Source organism: Roseomonas sp. AR75 (assembly GCF_005222815.1).
Lineage (GTDB): Bacteria > Pseudomonadota > Alphaproteobacteria > Acetobacterales > Acetobacteraceae > Falsiroseomonas.
Genome location: NZ_STGB01000001.1, coordinates 1,031,303 through 1,051,381 on the forward strand (window position 1 = coordinate 1,031,303; position 20,079 = coordinate 1,051,381).

Annotated in this window: 20 protein-coding genes; 12 read left to right on the top strand and 8 right to left on the bottom strand. The window is 70.3% G+C overall.

Annotation, left to right across the window (positions count from 1 at the left end):
* The first annotated feature begins 42 nt into the window (after positions 1-42).
* From E4T13_RS04800 to E4T13_RS04825, 6 genes are read left to right on the top strand one after another with little or no spacing between them, the layout of a single operon-like run.
* A complete protein-coding gene (locus tag E4T13_RS04800; protein WP_137177070.1) occupies positions 43-1,203 on the top strand; it encodes an acyl-CoA dehydrogenase family protein in 1,161 nt (386 codons plus the stop codon).
* Complete coding sequence (locus tag E4T13_RS04805; protein ID WP_170984806.1) at positions 1,200-2,408, top strand: CaiB/BaiF CoA-transferase family protein; 1,209 nt, start codon at positions 1,200-1,202, stop codon at positions 2,406-2,408. Before E4T13_RS04800 ends, E4T13_RS04805 begins: the two co-directional genes overlap by 4 nt.
* 2 nt (positions 2,409-2,410) lie before the next feature.
* Positions 2,411-3,544, top strand: a complete 1,134-nt coding sequence (locus tag E4T13_RS04810) for a CaiB/BaiF CoA-transferase family protein (RefSeq protein ID WP_137177072.1) — start codon at positions 2,411-2,413, stop codon at positions 3,542-3,544.
* Positions 3,537-4,874, top strand: coding sequence for an MmgE/PrpD family protein (locus E4T13_RS04815; RefSeq protein WP_137177073.1), 1,338 nt, complete (start codon positions 3,537-3,539; stop codon positions 4,872-4,874). The genes E4T13_RS04810 and E4T13_RS04815 overlap by 8 nt, the downstream gene beginning before the upstream one ends.
* Positions 4,875-4,886: 12 nt before the next feature.
* Positions 4,887-6,278, top strand: coding sequence for a phenylacetate--CoA ligase family protein (locus tag E4T13_RS04820; protein WP_137177074.1), 1,392 nt, complete (start codon positions 4,887-4,889; stop codon positions 6,276-6,278).
* Positions 6,275-7,462, top strand: coding sequence for an amidase (locus E4T13_RS04825; protein ID WP_137177075.1), 1,188 nt, complete (start codon positions 6,275-6,277; stop codon positions 7,460-7,462). The genes E4T13_RS04820 and E4T13_RS04825 overlap by 4 nt, the downstream gene beginning before the upstream one ends.
* On the opposite strand, the gene E4T13_RS04830 is transcribed toward E4T13_RS04825, so the two are convergent.
* The gene (locus tag E4T13_RS04830) at positions 7,449-8,228 is read right to left on the bottom strand and encodes an enoyl-CoA hydratase/isomerase family protein (RefSeq protein ID WP_137177076.1); all 780 of its coding nucleotides are present in this window, start codon (positions 8,226-8,228) and stop codon (positions 7,449-7,451) included. The genes E4T13_RS04825 and E4T13_RS04830 overlap by 14 nt on opposite strands.
* A complete protein-coding gene (locus tag E4T13_RS04835; RefSeq protein WP_137177077.1) occupies positions 8,225-8,587 on the bottom strand; it encodes a carboxymuconolactone decarboxylase family protein in 363 nt (120 codons plus the stop codon). Before E4T13_RS04835 ends, E4T13_RS04830 begins: the two co-directional genes overlap by 4 nt.
* 146 nt (positions 8,588-8,733) lie before the next feature.
* Between E4T13_RS04835 and E4T13_RS04840 the strand changes: the two genes are divergently transcribed.
* The 5 genes from E4T13_RS04840 to E4T13_RS04860 are packed head-to-tail and all read left to right on the top strand — an operon-like array spanning position 8,734 to position 13,074.
* Positions 8,734-9,735, top strand: coding sequence for a TRAP transporter substrate-binding protein (locus E4T13_RS04840; protein ID WP_137177078.1), 1,002 nt, complete (start codon positions 8,734-8,736; stop codon positions 9,733-9,735).
* Positions 9,732-10,292 carry a TRAP transporter small permease subunit gene (locus tag E4T13_RS04845; protein WP_240790986.1) on the top strand — a complete coding sequence of 187 codons (561 nt, stop codon included), beginning with the start codon at positions 9,732-9,734 and terminating at the stop codon, positions 10,290-10,292. The genes E4T13_RS04840 and E4T13_RS04845 overlap by 4 nt, the downstream gene beginning before the upstream one ends.
* Positions 10,289-11,584, top strand: a complete 1,296-nt coding sequence (locus E4T13_RS04850; RefSeq protein ID WP_137177079.1) for a TRAP transporter large permease — start codon at positions 10,289-10,291, stop codon at positions 11,582-11,584. The genes E4T13_RS04845 and E4T13_RS04850 overlap by 4 nt, the downstream gene beginning before the upstream one ends.
* Positions 11,581-12,501, top strand: a complete 921-nt coding sequence (locus tag E4T13_RS04855; protein ID WP_137177080.1) for a hypothetical protein — start codon at positions 11,581-11,583, stop codon at positions 12,499-12,501. Before E4T13_RS04850 ends, E4T13_RS04855 begins: the two co-directional genes overlap by 4 nt.
* Before the next feature lie 54 nt (positions 12,502-12,555).
* On the top strand, positions 12,556-13,074 hold the full coding sequence (locus E4T13_RS04860; protein WP_137177081.1) for a MaoC family dehydratase: 519 nt from the start codon (positions 12,556-12,558) through the stop codon (positions 13,072-13,074).
* 60 nt (positions 13,075-13,134) lie between these two features.
* Here the strand turns inward: E4T13_RS04860 and E4T13_RS04865 are convergent, their stop codons facing one another.
* From E4T13_RS04865 to E4T13_RS04890, 6 genes are all read right to left on the bottom strand, one after another.
* Positions 13,135-14,070 carry an N-carbamoyl-D-amino-acid hydrolase gene (locus E4T13_RS04865; protein ID WP_137177082.1) on the bottom strand — a complete coding sequence of 312 codons (936 nt, stop codon included), beginning with the start codon at positions 14,068-14,070 and terminating at the stop codon, positions 13,135-13,137.
* Positions 14,071-14,087: 17 nt separating this feature from the next.
* Positions 14,088-14,822 carry an ATP-binding cassette domain-containing protein gene (locus tag E4T13_RS04870; RefSeq protein ID WP_137177083.1) on the bottom strand — a complete coding sequence of 245 codons (735 nt, stop codon included), beginning with the start codon at positions 14,820-14,822 and terminating at the stop codon, positions 14,088-14,090.
* 12 nt (positions 14,823-14,834) lie between these two features.
* Positions 14,835-15,788 carry a sugar ABC transporter substrate-binding protein gene (locus tag E4T13_RS04875; RefSeq protein WP_137177084.1) on the bottom strand — a complete coding sequence of 318 codons (954 nt, stop codon included), beginning with the start codon at positions 15,786-15,788 and terminating at the stop codon, positions 14,835-14,837.
* An 11-nt stretch (positions 15,789-15,799) separates the two neighbouring features.
* Positions 15,800-16,762: an ABC transporter permease gene (locus tag E4T13_RS04880; protein WP_240790987.1), complete on the bottom strand. Its 963-nt coding sequence runs from the start codon at positions 16,760-16,762 to the stop codon at positions 15,800-15,802.
* A 136-nt stretch (positions 16,763-16,898) separates the two neighbouring features.
* A complete protein-coding gene (locus tag E4T13_RS04885; RefSeq protein ID WP_137177085.1) occupies positions 16,899-18,299 on the bottom strand; it encodes an FGGY-family carbohydrate kinase in 1,401 nt (466 codons plus the stop codon).
* Positions 18,300-18,309: 10 nt separating this feature from the next.
* On the bottom strand, positions 18,310-19,278 hold the full coding sequence (locus E4T13_RS04890; RefSeq protein ID WP_137177086.1) for a tripartite tricarboxylate transporter substrate binding protein: 969 nt from the start codon (positions 19,276-19,278) through the stop codon (positions 18,310-18,312).
* Between the two features lie 87 nt (positions 19,279-19,365).
* On the opposite strand from E4T13_RS04890, the gene E4T13_RS04895 reads away from it, so the two are divergent.
* Complete coding sequence (locus E4T13_RS04895; RefSeq protein ID WP_137177087.1) at positions 19,366-20,058, top strand: glutathione S-transferase N-terminal domain-containing protein; 693 nt, start codon at positions 19,366-19,368, stop codon at positions 20,056-20,058.
* Positions 20,059-20,079: the final 21 nt, after the last annotated feature.

Here is a 20,079-nt window from a genome sequence, read left to right on the forward strand (position 1 = left end):
GCGCACGCTAGGTTGTCCGGACAAATCCCGCGGGAGGCCGCCATGGACGTGAACATCGCCCGCCAATCCGAGGAGGATGACGCTCTTCTCGACGCCATCGAGAAGTGGCTGGAGCGCGACGTGCGGCCGCATGTGCTGCGGTTGGAGCATGCGGACGAATACCCGCATGAGATGGTCGCGCAGATGAAGGCGCTCGGCCTGTTCGGCGCGACGATCCCCGCCGAATATGGCGGCCTCGGCCTGTCGGCGACGACCTATGCGAAGATCGTCGAGAAGATCGCCGAGACCTGGATGTCACTCTCCGGCATCTTCAACAGCCACCTCATCATGGCCGCCATCGTCACCCGCATGGGGACGGAGGAGCAGAAGGCGAAGTGGCTGCCGAAATTCGCTTCCGGCGAGATCCGCGGCGGCCTCGCGCTGACCGAACCCGATTGCGGCACCGACCTGCAGGCGATCCGCACGCGCGCGCGGCGCAGCAACGAAGGCTATGTGATCAACGGCACCAAGACCTGGATCAGCAACGGCATCGAGGGCACCTGCTTTGCCCTGCTGGTGAAGACCGACCCGGAGGCCGAGCCGCGCCACAAGGGCATGTCCATGGTGCTGGCGCCGAAGGGCCCCGGCTTCCGCGTCGGCCGCAAGCTCGAAAAGCTCGGCTACAAAGGCATCGATTCCGCGGAACTTGTCTTCGAGGACTATGTCGTGCCCGCCGAGAACCTGATCGGCGGCGAAGGCCGTGGCTTGCAGGCGGCGCTGTCGGGCCTGGAGCTCGGGCGGATCAACGTCGCCGCGCGCGGCTGCGGCCTCGCTTCCGCGGCGCTGAAGGATTCGGTGCGCTACAGCCAGATCCGCCGCACCATGGGCAAGCCGATCTGCGAGCATCAGGCCATCCAGCTCAAGCTCGGCGAGATGGCGACGCGGCTGCAGGCGGCGCGCCTGCTGACCTACGACGCCGCGCGCGCCTACGACAAGGGCGAGCGCTGCGACATGGAAGCCGGCATGGCGAAGTATTTCGCCAGCGAAGCCGCAGTGGAGAACAGCATGGAGGCGATGCGCATCCATGGCGGCTACGGCTATTCGAAGGAGTACCATGTCGAGCGCTACTACCGCGACGCGCCGCTGATGTGCATCGGCGAGGGCACGAACGAGATGCAGCGCATCATCATCGCCAAGCAGCTCATCGCGCGGAATCCGGTGTGAAGCCGCTCCCCCTCAGCGGCCTGCGCGTCCTGACCTTCGAGCAGTTCGGCGCAGGCCCCTTCGCAACGATGAACCTTGCCGATCTCGGCGCGGAGGTGATCCGCGTGGAATCGCCGCCCACTGCCGATGGCGAACCGCCTGGCGACATTGCGCGCCACACCGGCGACTATCGCCTCGGCGAGAATGACAGCCAGTACTACCAATCCTTCAACCGCAACAAGCGTGCCATCACGCTGGACCTGCGCACGCCCGAGGGCCGCGCGGCGCTGCATCGCCTCGTTGCCGGCGTCGACGCGGTGCTGAACAATCTGCGCGGCGACCTGCCGGCGCGGCTCGGCCTCGACTATCCCGCCCTGTCGAAGGTGAAGCCGCAGATCGTCTGCGTGCATCTCTCCGGCTACGGTCGCCACGGCGCGCGCGCGACCTGGCCGGCCTATGACTACCTGGCGCAGGCCGAGGCGGGATTCTGCGCGCTGACCGGCGAGCCGGGCAGCGAGCCCGCGCGCGCCGGACTGCCGGTGATCGACATGCTCTCCGGCCTCACCGCCGCGACGGCGCTGCTGGCGGGCGTCATGGGCGCGCGCGCAACCGGCCAGGGGCGCGACCTGGATGTCTCGCTCTACGACGTCGCCGTGCAGAACCTGACCTATGTGGCGACCTGGTATTTGAACGAGGGTTTTGCCGTGCCGCGCCGCCCGCGCGGCGGCCATCCCTTCATCGTGCCGTGCGAGATGTTCCCGACGGCCGATGGGCATGTCTTCGTCATGTGCGTGAAGGCCAGCTTCTGGCGCCGCTACTGCGACGCGATCGGCATGCCGGACCTGCCGAAGGATCCACGTTTCCGCGGCTTCGACGAACGCCTGGCGAACCGCGACGCGCTGGCCGCAATCCTCGATCCAGTCATGCTGACGAAGACCTCGGCCGAGTGGGTGGCGCTGCTGGCGGGCAAGGTGCCGGTGGCGCCGGTACTGACGCTGGCCGAGGCGCTGGACAACCCGTGGCTGGCGGACCAGGGCGGCATCCTGAACCTGCCGCATCCGCTGCGCGCGGACCTGCGCACGGTCAGCAATGCCATCCGCCTGGACGGCCAGCGCCTGGCTGGCCGGCCTGCGCCCGGCTATGGCGCGGACACCGCGGCCGCGCTCGCCGCCGCCGGCTATGCCGAGGACGAGATCGCGCAGTTGCGCGCGCTGGGGGCGGTGTAGCGATGAAGCTGGATGGCGTGCGCGTCCTCGACCTCTCGCTGTTCCTGCCGGGGCCGTATCTCACCACTGTGATGGCCGATCACGGCGCCGAGGTCATCAAGCTGGAGCCGCCCTCCGGCGAGCCGGTGCGCAACATCGGGCTGCGCGCGAACGGCGAGAGCGTGTGGTTCCGCAACACGCATCGCGGCAAGAAGTCCATCGTGCTGAACCTCAAGGACAAGACCGACCTTGCCGCGCTGCATGACCTGGCGCGCACCTGCGACGTGATGCTGGAAGCGTTCCGGCCCGGTGTCGCGGATCGCCTCGGCATCGGCGCTGCCGCGATGACGGCGCTCAACCCGCGGCTGGTCTATTGCTCCATCTCCGCCTTCGGCCAGGACGGTCCGCTGCGCGACCGGCCCGCGCATGATTTGGCGGTGGAAGCGCTGGCGGGAACGCTTTCGGTCAATCTCGGGCAGGACGGGTTGCCGACGCATCCCAACGTCCCGGTGGCGGATGTCACGGCATCGCTGCTCGCGCTGTCGGCGATCCTGATGGCGCTGTACCGGCGCGAGAAGACCGGGCGCGGCGACGTGATCGACATGGCCATGTACGACGCCACGCTGTCCTGGCTGCCGAACGCGACGGGCGCGGTGATCGCGGAGGCGCGTCCACCGGTGCCGAAGCAGGAACGGCAGTGGGGCGGCGGCAGCTTCTACAACATCTACGGCACGAAGGACGGCCGCTTCATCGTACTCGGCGGCAGCGAGCACAAATTCGTCGAGAACCTGCTCCATGCGCTCGGCCGGCCGGACCTGATCGCGGGTGCCGCCGGCCCGCCGGGGCATGGCCATGACGCCGCGAAGGAATTCCTGCGCGAGACCTTCGCCACGCGCTCGCGCGACGAATGGGAAGCCTGGTTCGAGGGGCGCGACGTCTGCTTCGCGCCGCTGCTCGACCTGAAGGAGGCCTTCGACAGGCCGCATGCCGCCGCCCGGCGCATGATCGAGCGCGATGACGAGGGCAACCTGCATATCGGCCTGCCCATCAAGTTCCGCGACGAGCCCGGCCGGCTCGATCCGCGCCTGCCGAAGCTCGGCGAGCACACCGCCGAAGTGCTGGCCGAGGCACGCCGCCGCCTGGCGCGCGATGGCTGACGCGACGCTCACCGAAGGCCTGGTCGCGCTGCTGGCGCGGCCCATCGCCGCGGCGGATCGCCGGCGGGCGGTGCTGCATCTGCTCGACTGGATCGGCTGCGCGGCCGCGGGCGCTGGCAGCGAAACCGGCGCCGTGTTCCGTCGCCACGCCGGGGTCCAGCCCGCCGGCGCCGCGCGCGTGATCCGCGGCAACCGGACCACGGCGCGCGCGGCCGCCTTCGCCAATGGCGCCTTCGGCAATGTGCTGGAGATGGACGACGTCCATCGCGAGGCGATCCTGCATCCTGGCCCCGTCATCATCCCCGCTGCCCTGGCCTTGGCGGCGGAGCGGAACGCCGGCGGCCTGGCGCTGCTCGATGCTATCCTGCACGGCTACGAAGTGGAGATCCGCATCGGTCGCGCGATGGGCGCCGCGCATTACGCGCGCTTCCATCCGACCGCAACGATGGGCCCCTTCGGCGCCGCCGCGGCCTGCGCCGCGCTGCTCGGCCTGGATGCGGCACGGACGGTCTGGGCGCTCGGGAATGCCGGGACGCAGGCGGGCGGCGTCTGGCAATGCCGGCACGAGCAGGTGATGACCAAGCAGTTGCACACAGCACGCGCCGCGACGATGGGCATGGAAGCGGCGGAGCTCGCCGCGCTCGGCCTCACCGGGCCGCGCGCGATCCTGGAAGGCCCGCAGGGTGTCTTCGCCGGCCTCGCGCCCGATGCGCGGCCGGCGCGCGTGCTGGCGGAGGCCGATGCGCCTTGGCTGGTGCACGCTACCAGCTTCAAGCCGTGGCCCGCCTGCCGCCATGCGCATCCCACCATCGACGCCGCGCTGGCCCTGCGGCCGAAGCTGGCCGGGCGCGGCATCGCGCGCGTGACCGTGGAGAGCTACCCGGATGCGCTGGCCTTCTGCGACCGGCCCGAGCCACGCGACACCGTCGGCGCAAAGTTCTCACTGCAGCATGCGGTCGCGGTTTGCCTGCGCGACGGGCCGCCGCCGCTTTCCGCCTTCGACCCACCCGCGCTCGAGCGCGCCGACATCGCCGCGCTGCGCGCCCGCGTGACGGTGCGGGAATCGCCCGCCTTCACCGCCGCCTATCCCGCGCATTTCGGCGCCGCGGTTGAACTCGCGCTGGAAGACGGCACGATGCTGCGCGAGAGCGTGGCCGATGCGCTGGGCGACCCCGAGAACCCGCTGGCGGAGGAGGCGATCCTCGGCAAGGCGCGCATGCTGATGGACAGTGCCGGCGTGGACGCGCAGCGTGCGGAGGCGGTGATCGCGACGGCCTTCGCCTTGCTGGACGACGCACCGGCGATACGCCTCAACGACGTCCTGCCCTGACCGGAGCCGCGCATGGCCGCCTTCGACTACGTCACCGCGATGCAGCCAGAGGCCCTGCGGCGGGACTACCCGATCGGCCCGGATTTCCCCGGCGCCCTGCTGGGCATGTCGCGCGACGCGTTGCGTGCGCGGCAGGAACGCGATTTCGGCAAGGTCATGGACTTCGCCTGGAAGGTGCCGTTCTACCAGCGTCTCTGGGGCGCGCGCGGCATCGAGCCCGGCGATATCCGCAGCCTCGATGACCTGCCGAAGCTGCCGAGCTACGACAAGGCCGACATCATGGCGAGCGTGGCGGAACACCCGCCGATCGGCGATTTCCACGGCCAGGACGCGCATCCGGAGGACGCGCGCCCGCAGATCATCTTCCACACCACCAGCGGCACCACCGGCAAGCCGCAGCCGCTGCTGTTCGGCCCGAAAAGCCGAGAGGTGCAGAACCGGCTGCTGGCGCGGCTCTATCTGGCCGCCGGCATGACCCGCGACGACGTCGTGCACAGCGTCTATGGCCACGGCCTGATCAATGGCGGCCACTATGTGCGGGAGACGGTGCAGCACTGGGTCGGCGCGCGCTTCATGTCCGCCGGCACGGGCACCGAGACGCGCAGCGCGCAGCAGGTCTTTATCATGAAGGAGTTCGGCGCCACCTGCATCATCGGCTTCGCCGACTACATCAAGCGGCTTTCGGACGTGGCGCGGGAGGAGGGCTTCGTCCCCGGTCGTGACATCCCGATCCGGCTGATCTGCGCGCATCTCGGCAGCGAGAGCCAGGCGAGCCTTTCGGCCGCCTGGGGCGGCGCCGCCGTGTACGACTGGTACGGCGTCGGCGACACCGGGATCATCGCAGGCGAATTCCCGGACCGCACGGGGATGCATGTGATGGAGGACGCGCATGCGCTGGAGATCGCCGATCCCGACACCGGCAAGCCGGTGGAGCGTGGCCGCCTCGGCGACATGATCTGCACCTGCCTGTTCAAGGACGACATCTTCCCGATCATCCGCTTCAACACGCATGACGTGACGGAGGAAGTCGTCGGCGAGAGCCCGCTGGGAATCCCGTTCCGCCGCATCAAGGGGTTCCTCGGCCGCAGCGACAACATGGTGAAGCTGCGCGGCATCAACCTGTTCCCCACCGGCATCGGCGCGCTGCTGGTGGAGCAGTGCGAGAGCGCGACCGGCGAGTTCATCTGCCGCGTCCGGCGCGACGGCACCCGCGATGCCATGACCGCGCATCTGGAAGTGCGCGGGGAGCGCCCGGATGGCCTGCGTGAGAAGCTGGAAGCCGTGCTGAAGACGCGGCTCGGCGTGGAGGTGGCGGTGGCGCTCGAAGCGCCCGGCACCCTCGCGCCACTGACGCAGGTGGAAAGCCGCCAGAAACCGATCCGCCTGCTGGATGAGCGCACGTGAACGACCCGCACGGCATCTTCTGGCACCGCGCTCCGCAACCCCCGCGCAGCGGACCACTCTCCGGCCTCACCCTCGCCGTGAAGGACAATGTGGACGTCGCGGGCATGCCGACCACGGCGGGTTTCGCCGGCTATGCAGGCCGCATGGCCACGCAGGACGCGCCCTGCGTGGCCGGGCTGCGCGCCGCGGGCGCAGAGATACTCGGCAAGGTCGCGATGCATGAAGGCGCGCTCGGCGCGACCACCGATGTCCCGCGTCTCTGCCACAACCCGCTGCGGCGCGGCTTCACGCCGGGCGGGTCTTCCGGCGGCTCGGGCGCCGCCATCGCGGCGGGTCTCGCGGACCTCGCCATCGGCACGGACACGATGGGCAGCGTGCGGATCCCCGCGGCCTATTGCGGCGTGGTCGGGCTGAAGCCCACCGCGGGCCTCGTCTCGCGCAGCGGCGTGGTGCCGCTGTCGCCCGCCTTGGATCACGTCGGCATGCTCGCGCGCACGCCGCGCCTGGCGGCACAGGGCCTGGAGGCCATGGTGTCGGACGATCCCACCGACCCCGCCAGCCGCCCCACACCTGCGGGCTGGCGCGCGGTGCCGCAGGTGGCACCGACGCTGCACGGCCTGCGCATCGGCCTGCCGCAGCCGGTTCGCGATGCACCGAAGGAAGATGCGCTGCGCGGCGCGTGGGACGCCACTGCGGAACGCCTGCGCGATCTCGGCGCAAGCGTCGTGCCTGTTGACGTGCCCGGCTGGGACCCCGGCGCCGCACGCCGTGCCGGTCTGCTGCTGATCGAGTCCGAGGCCGCCGCATTGCACGAGGCACTTATTGCCGATCCCGCCGCGACCTCGCCCGGCTTCCGCGCGGCCCTGCAATATGGGCGCGACGCCGGCACGATTCGCCTGGCGCGCGCGCTGTTCCGACTGGCGGAGGTGCGCGCGGGTGCGCTGCGCGCGCTGGATGCCTGCGACCTGCTGCTGATGCCCACCGCGCCGCAGCGTGCCTTCTCCTTCGGCACGCCCACGCCGCCCGACCAGGCGGATTTCACCGCACTCGCCAACATCGCCGGCCTGCCGGCGATCGCGATCCCCTGGCCGGCCGATGGCCTGCCCGCCTCCGTCCAGCTTGTCGGGCACCCGCATGCGGAAGCGCTATTGGTCGGTGTCGCGGAGGCGCTCAGCGCGCCCTGAATGACGGCGGGCGCTTCGCGAGAAAGGCGTCGTAGCCTTCCTGGAAATCCGCGCCGGCGAAGGCCTCGTCGAACACGCGGCGCAGTTCCGGCGCCTCCCACTCCGCACCGTCCTCGATGGCGTTCGCAACCGCCTTGATGGCGCGCAGCGCGGGACGGGACCCGGCGGCGATCGGCGCGAGGCGCTGCGCGACGAAAGCGTCCAGCGCATCGGGTGCGCAAACTTCCTCCACCAGGCCGATGCGCAGCGCCTCCTCGGCCTCGACCAGGCGCGCGGTGAACAGCAGCTCCTTCGCACGCGCCGCGCCGACCGCGCGCATCAGCCTGGTCGTGTCGGCCTGGCTGTAAATCAGGCCGAGCTTCGCGGGCGTCACCGCGAAACGCGCATCCTCGGCCGCGAAGCGCAGGTCGCAGGCCAGCGCCAGCGCGACGCCGCCGCCCACGCAGGCACCGCGGATCACCGCAACCGCCGGCTTGGGAAAGGCAGCCAGCGCAGCCACCGCGGCACCGATCTCCGCATTCGCCTGCGCCGCGCTGTCCGGCGTCGCGTATGTTCCGGCGAATTCGCTGATGTCGGCGCCGCCGCAGAAATGCGCACCGGCGCCCTCCACGCGCAGAACGGCGATGGCATCATCCGCGGCCGCCTCCGCCACCAGCGCCGGCAGCGCCCGCCACATCGCGCGCGTCATCGCGTTGCGGCGCGCGGGCTGGTCGAGCAGCAGCGTGGCGACCGCGCCGTCGCGCAGCAGCCGGACCGCGCCGCTCATGCCGACAGCGCCTCGACGCGCTTCATCACGGCCGCGCCGGCGCGCGCCCAGCATTGATGGCCGTGGATCAGGATGGCGATGCTCAACGCGTCCATGATCTGCCCCGGCGTGAGGCCCGCGCGCAGCCCGGCCTCGGCATGCGCGACGGCGCCTTCCACATGGCCCGCGGCGACGTCCAGCACGATGAAGACCAGTTCCTTCTGCGCCAGCGGCAGGTGCCCCTCGGGCGGCGGACGATAGGCGGCGGCGCGCGCCGAAAGGTAGGCCGCGAAGGCTTCCGGCGCGTGGCGCTGCAGCAGCGCGACGCTCTCCGGCACCTGGCCGATGGTGTTGTCGAAATGCCGTTCCGCCTCGTCCATGGGCTGTCCCCGCCTGCCGCGCGGGCAGCCTATCCGGGCCGCTTGCCGCAGCGCCAGCCGGGCGCCCCCGATTTGTCCGAACAAGTGTTGTCAGCGTCCGGGCCGCATGGTTAGGTCGGGCCAGGGAGACCCTGGAGGACGTAAACATGCAGCGACGCGATCTCATGCGGGCGGCGGGCGGCCTGACGCTGGCCGGGGCAGTCGGCGGAACGGCGCAGGCGCAGTCGCCCACGCGCTGGGATGTCTCGATCCCCTGGGGCCCCTCGGAATTCCACACCGTCAACGCCACCCGCTTCGCCACCGCCGTGCGCGACGCGACGAATGGCGCCGTGCAGATGACGGTGCATCCCGGCGGCTCGCTCGGCGTGCGCGCGAACGAGACGGTGCGCGCGGTCGGCGACGGCGTGGTGCCGATGGCGGAGATGGCCGGCTTCCAGAATGTCGGCGACGTGCCGATGCTCGGCATCGAGAGCATCCCCTTCCTGATCGCCAACTACGACGAGCTGGCGATCATGCATTCCCTCGTGCGTCCGACCTGGGAACGCGAGCTGGAGCGACGCGGCAACATCGTGCTCTACATCGTGCCCTGGCCGATGCAGTGCATGTATTTCAAGAAGCCGATCAACACCGCTTCCGACCTGCGCGGCGTGCGCATGCGCACCTATGACCGCGTGACGGCGGAGATGGTGACGCGGCTCGGCATGGTGCCGCAGCAGCTGACCAACCCGGATGTGGTTCCGGCGCTCGCCTCCGGCCGCGTGGATGCGGTGATGACCAGCGGCACCACCGCGGTGGCGCAGCGCTACTGGGAATTCCTCAAGCACGTCTACATCACCAACCATCTCTGGGCGTCCAACCTGATGGTGGTGAACCGGGATGCATGGCGCCGCCTGCCGCAGGCCACGCAGGACAGTATCATGCAGATCGCCAAGCGCATGGAGCCGGAGTTCTGGAACGTCTCCAAGGGCGAGCACGACCTGCGCATGAACGAGCTGAAGCAGAACGGCATGACGGTTGAGCAGCCCGCCCCTGCCCTGCTGACGGCGCTGCGCTCGGCCACCGCCACCATGGCCGATGACTTCATCAAGACCAATGCGCCGGCCGGGCCGATCATCCAGCAGTTCCGCCAGCGCGTCGGCCGCGCGTGACGGCAGCCGATGACGCGCGCAGCGCGCCGCCCCCGCTGGCGGCGCTGCTGCGCGGCATCGACGTTCTCTGCGCCGCGGGCGCCTTCGTCGCCGCGATCTCGGCGGCGCTGCTGGCGCTGATCCTGATCACGGAGGTGATCGCGACCTCCTTCTTCGAATGGTCGCAGCCCTGGGCGGTGGAATACGCCACCTACCTGCAGTGCTTCATCCTGTTCTGCGGGGCGGGCTGGGCGTTGCGGCAGGGCAGCCATATCCGCGTGGCGATCCTGCTGCAGGGGGTTCCGCCCGCCGCGGCGCGGCTGCTGGACATGGCCGGTACCGCCTTCGCCATCGGCATCCTCGGCTTCGCAAGCTGGGCGCTTTGGCAGCAGTTGTTGCGCACCATCGATTTCGGCTCGACCTCCTACTACCCGATGGGCACGCCGCTCTGGATCCCGCAGGCGTTCCTGACGGTGGGCATCACGCTGCTGCTGCTGGCCTTCGTCGCGCGGCTGCTGCGGCTGGTGCTTGGTCTGAAACCGGATCTCGGCGCCGGCTATGGCGGTGGCGCGGAATGACGGGGCCGCTCGCCCTCGTCCTCGGCATGCTCGTCGTCACCCTGGCGGGCGGCGTCTGGGTGGGCGTGGCGCTGCTGTCCATCGGCGTCGTCGCGCTCGAGACCTTCCGCGACATGCGGGTGGATCGTTTCCTCGCGGGCGACATCTGGTCGAGCTCCACGGCGGTGGAGCTGATCACGCTGCCGCTGTTCATCCTGATGGGCGAGTTGCTGTTCCACACGCGCCTGTCGGAGAACCTGTTCCGTGGCCTGTCGCCCTGGACGCGCCGCCTGCCCGGTCGGCTGGTGCATGTGAACGTGCTGGGCTGCACGCTTTTCGCCGCGGTCTCCGGCAGCAGCGCGGCGACCACCGCGACCGTCGGGCGCATCACCCTCCAGGAATTGCTGGCGCGCGGCTATGACCGGCGGCTGGCGGTGGGCTCGCTCGCCGGGGCGGGCACGCTTGGCTTCCTCATCCCGCCATCCATCCCGCTGATCGTCTATGGCGTGGTCGCCGATGTCTCGATCCTGGAGCTGTTCATCGCCGGCCTGGTGCCGGGGCTGCTGCTGGCAGCGATGTTCATGGGCTGGATCGCCTTCCGTGCCTGGCGCGACCCGTCGCTGGTGCCGCCGCAGGAGCCGGCGATCCCGCGCGCGGAAGCGATCCGCTCCCTGGTGAACCTGGTGCCGATCGTGTTCCTCATCGGCTTCGTGATGGGCAGCCTGTATTTCGGCTTCGCCAGCATCACCGAAGCCGCCGCCATCGGCGTGCTCGGCGCGCTGCTGGTCGCGCTGGGCCAGCGCACGCTGACTTTGCGCGGGCTGTGGCAGGCGCTGCTCGGCACGGTGAAGACCTGCTCGATGATCGGGCTGATCCTGGTGGGTGCGCTGTTCCTGTCGAAGGCGATGGCGCGGCTCGGCCTGCCGGCGGATGTGGCGAACGCCATCCAGTCCTGGGGCCTGCATCCGTTCACGCTGATCTTCGTCCTGCTGCTGTTCTACCTGCTGCTGGGCTGCGTGCTGGACGGGCTTTCGGCCATCGTGATGACCCTGCCCGTGACGCTGCCGCTGGCCACTGCCGCGGGCTTCGACCCGGTCTGGTTCGGCGTGTTCCTCATCATCACCATCGAGATGGCGCAGATCACCCCGCCCGTGGGCTTCAACCTGTTCGTCATCCAGGGACTGACGCGCGACGGCATCTTCCGGATCGCCGGCTGGGCCTGGCCGTTCTGCATGATCATGATGGTCTTCACCGCGCTGATCACCGTGTTCCCGGAGATCGTGACCTTCCTGCCGCATTCCACGCGCGGATGAGCGCGCTGATCCGGCGCCACGGGATGGCGCTGATCGCGGCGGGGGCGGTGCTGGGCATCGCGGTGCCGCCGCTGGCCGCGGCGATGCGGCCCTGGCTGCTCTGGATCTCGCTGGCGGTCATGACGCTGGCGCTGCTGCGGGTGGAGCCGGCCGCGCTCGGCGGCGTGTTGCGGCGGCCGCGGCTGGCGCTGCTGGTGCTGGCCTGGGTCACCCTGGGCGTGCCGCTGCTGGTCTATGCCTTGCTGGCACCGCTGCTGCCCACGACCAGCCCGTTCCTGGCGGCGGCGGTACTGATCGCGGCGACGCCCTCCGTCATGTCGGCGGCGGTGTTTGCCATCCTGCTCGGCGCGGATGCGGCACTGTTGACGGTAGTGGCGATCCCCTCCAACGCGTTGGCGCCGGCCCTGCTGCCTGCCGTCGCGGCGCTGATGGGCGTCTCGGCGCAGGTGGACCCCTGGGGCATGGCGTTGCGGCTCGCCATCCTGGTGTTCGGCAGCTTCGCGCTGGCCGGGCTCGCCATCCGGCTTGCCGGTCGCCAGGCGCTGCGCGCGGCAGCGCCGGTGCTGGATGTGTGGATCGTGCTGCTGGTGATCGCCTCCGCCATCCCCTGTATGGATGGCGTAGGGGAGGCATTGCTGGCGCGCCCGCTCACCTTCCTGCTGATGCTGGCCTTCGCGCTGGGGCTGAACCTGGCGTTGCAGGCCATCGGCTTCGCCGTGTTCCTCGCCGCACCACGAGAGGGCGCGCTTTCGGCCGGCCTGGTCAGCGGCACGCGCAACATGGTGCTGCTGCTCGCCGCACTCGGCGATCCCGGGGAGAGCGATGTCGGCCTGATCGTGGCTGCCGCGCAGCTTGCTCTGTTCGTGATGCCGGTGCTGGTCGCGCCCGCCTATCGGCGCCTGCGCCGCCGCCCTTGACGCCGGGCGCGGCCGGCGGCACGGAGTTGTCCGGACAAATCGAGAGGGGACGCCATGGTCCAGACCCACAAGGAAGTCGCGCCCGGCCGCTTCCGCGAGACCTTCGGCCGCTACTTCGAGGATTTCGAGCCCGGCCACGTCTACGAACACCGTCCCAACCGCACCATCACGGAGACGGAGAACACCTGGTTCACGCTGCTGACGATGAACCAGCACCCGATGCATTTCGACGCCGAATACGCGAAGCATTCCGAGTTCGGCCGCTGCATCATCTGCTCGCCCTTCACCGTCGCGCTGATGGTGGGCATGAGCGTCTCCGACGTGTCGCAGAAGGCGATCGCCAATCTCGGCTGGAAGGAGATCAAGCTGACCTATCCGCTATTCGCCGGCGACACGCTTTCCGCCGAGAGCGAGGTGCTGGACAAGCGGGAGAGCAAGTCGCGGCCGAATGCGGGGGTGGTGACGATCCGCACGCGCGGCTTCAACCAGGACGGCAAGCTGGTCTGCGAATTCGACCGCACCATGCTGATCGCGAAGCGCGGCTTCGAGGTGGAGGCGAAGGCGGGGTACTGAGGCGAAGGGCGCGCGGCCCCCACCCCGACCCTCCCCCGCACTGCGGGGGAGGGAGCAGTGTCACGCCGGCGGCTCGGCGCCCGTCCTTTCCACGATCATGCGGTACTGCTCCGGCCGGCGGTGGCGGGCGAAGTTGAAGATGTTGCGCTTGATCGGGGTCGCCGCATCCAGGTCGCAGCGCGCCGTCACCAGTTCGTCGCCCGCCGTGATCGCCTGCGCCACGATCTCGCCGGTCGGGGCGATGATGCAGGACCCGCCGATCTGCTCGATGCCTTCCTCTACGCCCGCCTTCGCCACGCCCACCACCCAGCACCCGTTCTGGTAGGCGCCGGCCTGCATCGACAGGTGATTGTGGAACTCCGCGAGACGGTCGTGCTGCGGCGTCGTGGGATCGTGGCGCGGCGTGTTGTAGCCCAGCACCACCAGCTCCGCGCTCTGAAGCCCCAGCACGCGCCAGGCTTCCGGCCAGCGACGGTCGTTGCAGATCATCATGCCGGTCACGCCGCCGAAGGCACGCCACACCGGCCAGCCGAGATTGCCGACTTCGAAGTAGCGTTTCTCCAGGTTCTGGAAGGGGCGCCAGGGCTCGTGGTCGGCATGGCCGGGCAGATGGATCTTGCGGTATTTCCCGATCACCTGCCCGTCCTTGCCGACGAGGATCGCGGTGTTGAAGCGGCGCATCCGCCCCTCCTCCTCGACCAGCTCGCAATAGCCGAGGTGGAAGCCCACACCGAGCCGTCGCGCCTCGTTGAACAACGGCGCCGTCTCATTGGAGGGCATCTCGCGCTCGAACCACGCATCCAGTTCCGCCGCATCCTCGATCCACCAATGCGGGAAGAAGGCCGTCAGCGTCGCCTCGGGGAACACCACCAGGTCGCAGCCTGAAGCCGCGCCCTGGCGCAGCAGCGCGATCAGCCGTTCCACCACCTGCGGGCGGGATTCGCCGCGCGCGATGGGTCCCGTCTGCGCGGCGCCGATGGTGACGATCCTGGACATGTCCGCAAAAACCTCCGTCAGGCTGCGCGCTGCATGATCATCGCGGCGAGGTCGCCCGCCGTCAGCCCCGCGACCGGCCGGTCCTCCACTTTCCGCCCGCCCCGCAGGATCACCACGCGGTCCGCCACCGCCACCACGTCCTGCATGGCGTGGCTGACGAGGATGACGGTGTGCTTCTCAGCATGCAGGCGGCGGATCAGGTCCAGCACCTGCGCCGTCTCCTTCACGCCGAGTGCCGCAGTCGGCTCGTCCATGATGATGATGCGTGCATCCCAGCGCAGCGCACGGCAGATCGCGACGGCCTGGCGCTGCCCGCCGGAAAGCCGCTCCACCGGCGTCTCCATATCCGCGATGTCCACCGCGAGCCGAGCGAGGAAGCCGCGGCTCATCTCCGCCATGCGGCGCTTGTCGAGCAGGCCGAAAGGCGGGCGCGTCAGCTCGGACCCGAGAAAGACGTTCTGCCAGATGGACAGCCGCGGCGCGACGGCCAGGTCCTGGTAGATCGTCGCGATGCCCTTGCGCAGCGCATCCTGCGGATCGCGGAATCGTTCGTTCGTGTCATCCAGCATGATCGTGCCGGCGGTTGGCGCCTGCGCGCCGGCCAGTATCTTCACCAGCGAGGACTTGCCCGCGCCGTTGTCGCCGCAGAGCGCGACCACCTCGCCCGCGGCGATGTCGAGATTCACGTCACGCAGCGCGGTGACCGCGCCATAGGACATGCCGATGCCGCGGAGGGAGAGGAGCGAGGTCACGCTCCCCCGACCCTAAAGGAACCGCCGCACGTTGTTTCCATCAACCAGCGCCGCATCCATGAAGAGATATGGCCCTGACGTGATCGCGCCCTTCGGCTCGCCCTTCACGACGATGCGTTCCGCCGCGTCCACCGCCTTCGTCCCCATCTCCTCGAAGGGGATGGTCACCGTCGCCATCAACGTGCTGTCGGGATCGGCGATGCGGCGATAGGTCTCGGCGCCGCCGTCGATCGAGACGAACTTCACCTGCCCCTTCTTCGCCCCGCGCACCTTCAGCAGGTCGTCGATGACGAAGGCCTGGCCGTCGAAGCTCGCCCAGATGCCCTGGGTCTGCGCCCCATGGCGCAGCAGCAGCGCCTGGAAGCCCTGCCGCACATCGTCGCGCCAGGACGCGGTTCGCGCCATGGTGTGGGTGCCCAGCACGCGCACGCCGGTATTCTCCGACAGCACCACGTCCAGCACCTTGCCGCGGATGCGCGTGCCGACATTGCCCTCGAAGCGCTGCGTCAGGATGTTGCCCTGGTAGCCGAGCTCGCCGAGCAGCCACAGCGCCGCCTTCGCGCCCACCTCGTATTCGTTGACCTGGATGTCGAACAGCGTGTCGTTCGAGGCGCCGGACATGATGGTGATCACCGGCACATTCGCGGCTTTGGCGCGCTGGAACTGTGCCTCGGCCTCCACCGGCTTGCCCATGCAGACGATGATCGCCTTCGGCCGGCGGCCGATCAGCGTATCCAGCTGCTCGGCATGGCGCGGCAGCGATCCCTCGCTGTTCAGCACCGTGGCGTTCCAGCCCTTGGCGCGGGCCGCAGCGGCGGCGGCGTTGGCGGCACGGGCATGCGTCTCGCTGCTCATCTGGAATCCGATGATCGCGACATCCATCGCCTGCGCCAGCGCCGGGCGCGCGAGCGTCGCGGCCAGCGCGGCGCCGCCGAGCATCAGGTTGCGCTTGGTGATTGCCTGCATCGTCGTCTCCCCTATCTCCGAAAGTTCAGCTTCTTGACGAATGGTGCCTTGCCCGTGCCGGTCGCGGACAGCGCCACCGAGACCAGGATGATCGTGCCGAGCACGATGTCCTGCCAATAGTACTCGGCGCCGAGCAGCACCAGCCCGTTGCCCAGCACCTTCAGCGTGAAGGCCGCGAACAGCGTGCCCGGGATGTTCGGCCGCCCCGGCTCGAACATGCTCATCCCGAGGAGCACCGCGGCGATGGCATACAGGAAATGGTCGTTCGCCATCGCCGGCGCGGCCGAGGAGAGCGAGGAAGCCAGCAGCACCGCCGTCAGCCCCGCGCAGGCGCCGGCCAAGGTCAGCGCCAGGCGCTTCATGGACCGCGTGCGGATTCCGGCCAGCCGCGCCGCCTCGTCCGCCTCGCCGGTCGCGACCAGATGCGCGCCGAGCCGCGTCCATTTCACCAGCAGCCAGGCCGCGAAGCCGACGCCGGCCAACCACCAGATCAGGTTCGGCACGCCGAGCAGCGTGCCGCGCGCCAGGTTGGTGAAGGACGCCGGCCAGCGCCCGACGAAGGCCACGCCCTGCGTCAGCATGAACGAAAATCCCTTGGCGATGGCAGCGACGCCGAGCGTCGCGATCAGCGAGGGCACGTTCAGCACCGTCACCGCGACGCCATTCGCCGCGCCGCAGAGCGTACCGACGACCAGCCCCGCGCCCACCGCGATCCAGGGATTCGTGCCGCCATGCACCAGCGCGCCGGTCACGACAGCGGCGAGGGAGGCGACCTCGGCGATGGAAAGATCGATCTCGGCGGTGACCAGCGCCAGGGTGAAGCCGATGGCGAGGATGCCGAGGAAGGCAGTCTCCTTCAGGATCAGCGCGATGTTGTCGGGCGTCAGGAAGACCGGGGAGCCGAGCGCAAAGAAGGCGAAGAGCGCGACGCCCGCCAGCGCGGTGCCGTAGCGGGCGAGTGTGCGGCGGATCATCGCAGACTTCTCCCTCCCCCGCGGTGCGGGGGCTTGCGGCATTGCCGCGAGGCCGAAGGCTGGTCGGGGTGGGGGCAGCGCTGCATCTGCAAGCGAAGGCGCGAACTCATCGCCCCACCTTTCCCCAGCAGGCGCCTTACGAAAAGCCCGCCAGCGCCCGCGAGACCGGCGCCACCGCCGCCTCCGCCTGAGAGAAGACCGCATGCAGCCGCGTCGCGATCGCGTGCCGCCGGGCATCCGGCGCGAAGCGCGCCGCCGGCCGCACGAGCGCCGCCTGCATCGCCGGCAGCGACGCACCCTCCACCGCCGCGAAGGCCGCGACCGCGCAGCCCAGCAGGCCGGGCTCCCGCCCCTCCGTCAGCACCACCGGCCGCCCCAGCACATCCGCGCGCAGCTGCGCCCAGCCCGGCGTCGCGCCGCCGCCGCCCAGCCGCACTTCCTCCGCCACGCGCCCCGTCGCCGCTTCGGCGCGCTCCAGCACGGTGCGGTTGTTGAGCGCGACGCCCTGCATCACCGCACGGCGCATCTCCGCCGCGCCGTGGTCGCGCGTCAGGCCAAGGAAGGCGCCGCGCAGCGCGGCATCCCAGTGCGGCACGCGCTCGCCGGCGAGCGTCGGCAGGAACAGCAGCGGCAGCGGATCGCCCGGTGGGGGGTCCTCCGCCGCCACGCCCATCGCGGCCAGCCAGGCCAGCAGATCCGCGCCATGCTGGCTGGGACCGCCGAGTTGCCAAAGCCCGTCCCAATCCACGGTCAGCAACCCCGGGGCGAATGCAGGCGCATCATGCAGCAGCCCCAGCACCTCCGTGGTGCCGGAGATGCAATACGCGCAGCCCGCGCGCAGCGCACCGAGGCCCAGCACCGCGGCCCAGGTGTCGTGCGCCATCGCCATTACCGGCAAGCCCGCGAGCCGGCCCAGCGCGCCGGGTAGTTCAGGCCGTACCTGCCCCATCACCTGCCCCGGCCGGTTCAGCCGCGGCAGCAGCGAAGGCAGGTCCGCGGGCGCAAACAGTCCGGCCGATGCCGCAAGGCGCGCCGAGGAGATCACGTCGGAGGCGACCTGCCCCGTCAGGCGGAAATTGAGGAAATCCTTGGGCTCAATCGCGGCCGCAGCACGGTGCAGCGTGTCGGGTTCGGCTTGCGCCAGCCAAGACAGCCGCGCCAGCGGATGGAAGGCGTTGACCTGCTCGACTTCGGGATGCGCCGACGGCAGGCGCGCGCGCAACGCCGGCAGCACGGACTCCGCGCGCGTGTCGCCCCACAGGATCGCCGGTCGCAGCACCGCGCCCGTTTCGTCCAGCAACACCAGGCTCCGCGTGAAGGCGCTGACCGCGACGGCACGGAGTTCGGCGAAGCCCACGGCATCCGCCGCGTGCAGCGCGGCGGCGCCATCCTGCACGCCCTGCCACCACTGCGCCGGATCGGCCTCTGCCTCGCTGCGATGCGGCACGGCATGCAATGCGCGGATCGTCCCCTCGCCGATCAGCGCGACCCGCAGGCTGGACCCGCCGAGGTCCACCGCCAGCACGGTGCCGCGCATGGCGCGCAGGCTACCGCACGCGCAGCCCGGCGCCCTCGATCACGCGGACCCATTTCGCGTCCTCGGCGCGGACGAACCGCTCGAAGGCGGCGGAGGGCATGAAGCCCGCGGTGCAGCCCTGGTTGGCCAGCGCGGTCACCACCGCCGGCTGCGCCAGCCCCTGGCCCAGCGCGCCCGACAGCTTCTCCAGGATCGGCGCCGGCACGCCGGCCGGCGCGACGATCCCCCACCAGGGCGCGATGGCGAAGCCGGCGACGCCCGCCTCGGCCAGCGTCGGCACATCCGGCGCCTGCGGCGCGCGCGTGGGCGTGGTGACGCCGAGGATCTGGATGCGCCCGGCGCGCGTATGCTCCTGCACGCTGCTGAAGGCGTCGAAGTAGTAGTCCACGCGACCGGCCACCAGATCCGTCATCGCCTGCGACGATCCGCGATAGGGCACATGCGTCGCCTGGATGCCGGCGGCGGTGTTGAAGGCCTCCGCGGTCAGGTGGCTCGTCGAGCCCTGGCCGGAGGAGACGAAGTTCAGCTTGCCCGGGTTCGCCTTCGCATGCGCGATGAAACCCCCCAGCGTGCCCGGCAGGCCGTTGCGGATCACCAGCGCGAAGGGTCCCTGCCCGATCAGCCCGACGAAGCTGAAATCCTTCTCGGGATCCCAGGGCACGTTCTGCTCGATGGCGGTGCGATAGAAGGTGCCGGCGCCGGCGATCAGGATGGAATAGCCATCCGGCGGCGACTTCGCGACATTCTCCGAGCCGATGGCGCCGCCCGCGCCGGGCTTGTGATCCAGCACGATCGGCTGGCCCAGCAGCGGCGACATCGCATCCCCGGCGATCCGCGCGATGTTGCCGGTCGCACCGCCCGGCGGCCAGGGCACGACGAAGCGGATCGGGCGCGTCGGATACCCGCCTTGCGCGCGCGCAACGGCGGGGGCGGCGACGGCCAGGGCGGTGGCGGCGATCAACGTGCGGCGTGTCGTCATGCATCTCTCCTGGGCAGGCGGACATGTTGCGCATCCCGCACGCTGCGGCGCAACATCCCCTGACACGCTGCGAAGGGTCCACCGCGCATGACGACGCCCGTGCTGTATCTCGGCAGCGCCTGGTCCTCCTCCTGGTCGGTGGTGGGGTGGATGGCATGCCGCCTCGGCGGGCTGGCGGTGGAGGAGCGCACGATCTTCCTCTCGCGGCCCGACAGCCCGGCCAAGCTGAAGGCGATCAGCCCCTCCGGCCGCGTGCCGGCGCTGCACCTGCCGGACGGCGCGGTGCTGTGGGACAGCCTCGCCATCGCCGAATGGCTGTGGGAGCGCGATCCGTCCTGCGCGATCTGGCCACGCGATCCCGCGAAGCGCGCCTATGCCCGCTGCGTCGCCGCCGAGGTGCACAGCCATTTCGACGAGGTGCGCAACGGCCTGCCGATGAACCTGATCAAGCGCTGGCCGGTGAAGGACGGGCTGCCCTCCAACGTGAAGCTGATGAACCGCCCCGGCGTGCGCACGGGGACGGAGCGGCTGGAGGCGATCTGGCGCGACGCGCGCGCGCGTCACGGCGGGCCGTATGTGATGGGCACGGAATTCTGCTTCGCCGATGCGGTGATGGCGCCGATGTGCAGCCGTTACGTGACCTATGGCGTGGAGCTTCCGGCTGATTCGATGGCGTTCATCGTGGCGCAGATGGAGAGCCCGCTGATGCGCGAATGGCGGGCGCGGGCGGAGGCGCAGGCCGAGCAGATCGGGCGCGAGGTCGTGCTACAGTATCCTTGAAGCGGGTCGCCCCCCTCACCC

Excerpts from the sequence above, each read along its gene's own strand:
- E4T13_RS04840 (WP_137177078.1), top strand. The coding sequence starts at position 8,734 with ATGCAGCGACGCGATCTCATGCGGGCGGCGGGCGGCCTGACGCTGGCC.
- E4T13_RS04800 (WP_137177070.1), top strand. The coding sequence starts at position 43 with ATGGACGTGAACATCGCCCGCCAATCCGAGGAGGATGACGCTCTTCTC.
- E4T13_RS04815 (WP_137177073.1), top strand. The coding sequence starts at position 3,537 with ATGGCTGACGCGACGCTCACCGAAGGCCTGGTCGCGCTGCTGGCGCGG.
- E4T13_RS04830 (WP_137177076.1), bottom strand. The coding sequence starts at position 8,228 with ATGAGCGGCGCGGTCCGGCTGCTGCGCGACGGCGCGGTCGCCACGCTG.
- E4T13_RS04810 (WP_137177072.1), top strand. The coding sequence starts at position 2,411 with ATGAAGCTGGATGGCGTGCGCGTCCTCGACCTCTCGCTGTTCCTGCCG.
- E4T13_RS04875 (WP_137177084.1), bottom strand. The coding sequence starts at position 15,788 with ATGCAGGCAATCACCAAGCGCAACCTGATGCTCGGCGGCGCCGCGCTG.
- E4T13_RS04835 (WP_137177077.1), bottom strand. The coding sequence starts at position 8,587 with ATGGACGAGGCGGAACGGCATTTCGACAACACCATCGGCCAGGTGCCG.
- E4T13_RS04820 (WP_137177074.1), top strand. The coding sequence starts at position 4,887 with ATGGCCGCCTTCGACTACGTCACCGCGATGCAGCCAGAGGCCCTGCGG.
- E4T13_RS04885 (WP_137177085.1), bottom strand. The coding sequence starts at position 18,299 with ATGCGCGGCACCGTGCTGGCGGTGGACCTCGGCGGGTCCAGCCTGCGG.
- E4T13_RS04850 (WP_137177079.1), top strand. The coding sequence starts at position 10,289 with ATGACGGGGCCGCTCGCCCTCGTCCTCGGCATGCTCGTCGTCACCCTG.
- E4T13_RS04855 (WP_137177080.1), top strand. The coding sequence starts at position 11,581 with ATGAGCGCGCTGATCCGGCGCCACGGGATGGCGCTGATCGCGGCGGGG.
- E4T13_RS04860 (WP_137177081.1), top strand. The coding sequence starts at position 12,556 with ATGGTCCAGACCCACAAGGAAGTCGCGCCCGGCCGCTTCCGCGAGACC.
- E4T13_RS04880 (WP_240790987.1), bottom strand. The coding sequence starts at position 16,762 with ATGATCCGCCGCACACTCGCCCGCTACGGCACCGCGCTGGCGGGCGTC.
- E4T13_RS04890 (WP_137177086.1), bottom strand. The coding sequence starts at position 19,278 with ATGACGACACGCCGCACGTTGATCGCCGCCACCGCCCTGGCCGTCGCC.
- E4T13_RS04895 (WP_137177087.1), top strand. The coding sequence starts at position 19,366 with ATGACGACGCCCGTGCTGTATCTCGGCAGCGCCTGGTCCTCCTCCTGG.
- E4T13_RS04865 (WP_137177082.1), bottom strand. The coding sequence starts at position 14,070 with ATGTCCAGGATCGTCACCATCGGCGCCGCGCAGACGGGACCCATCGCG.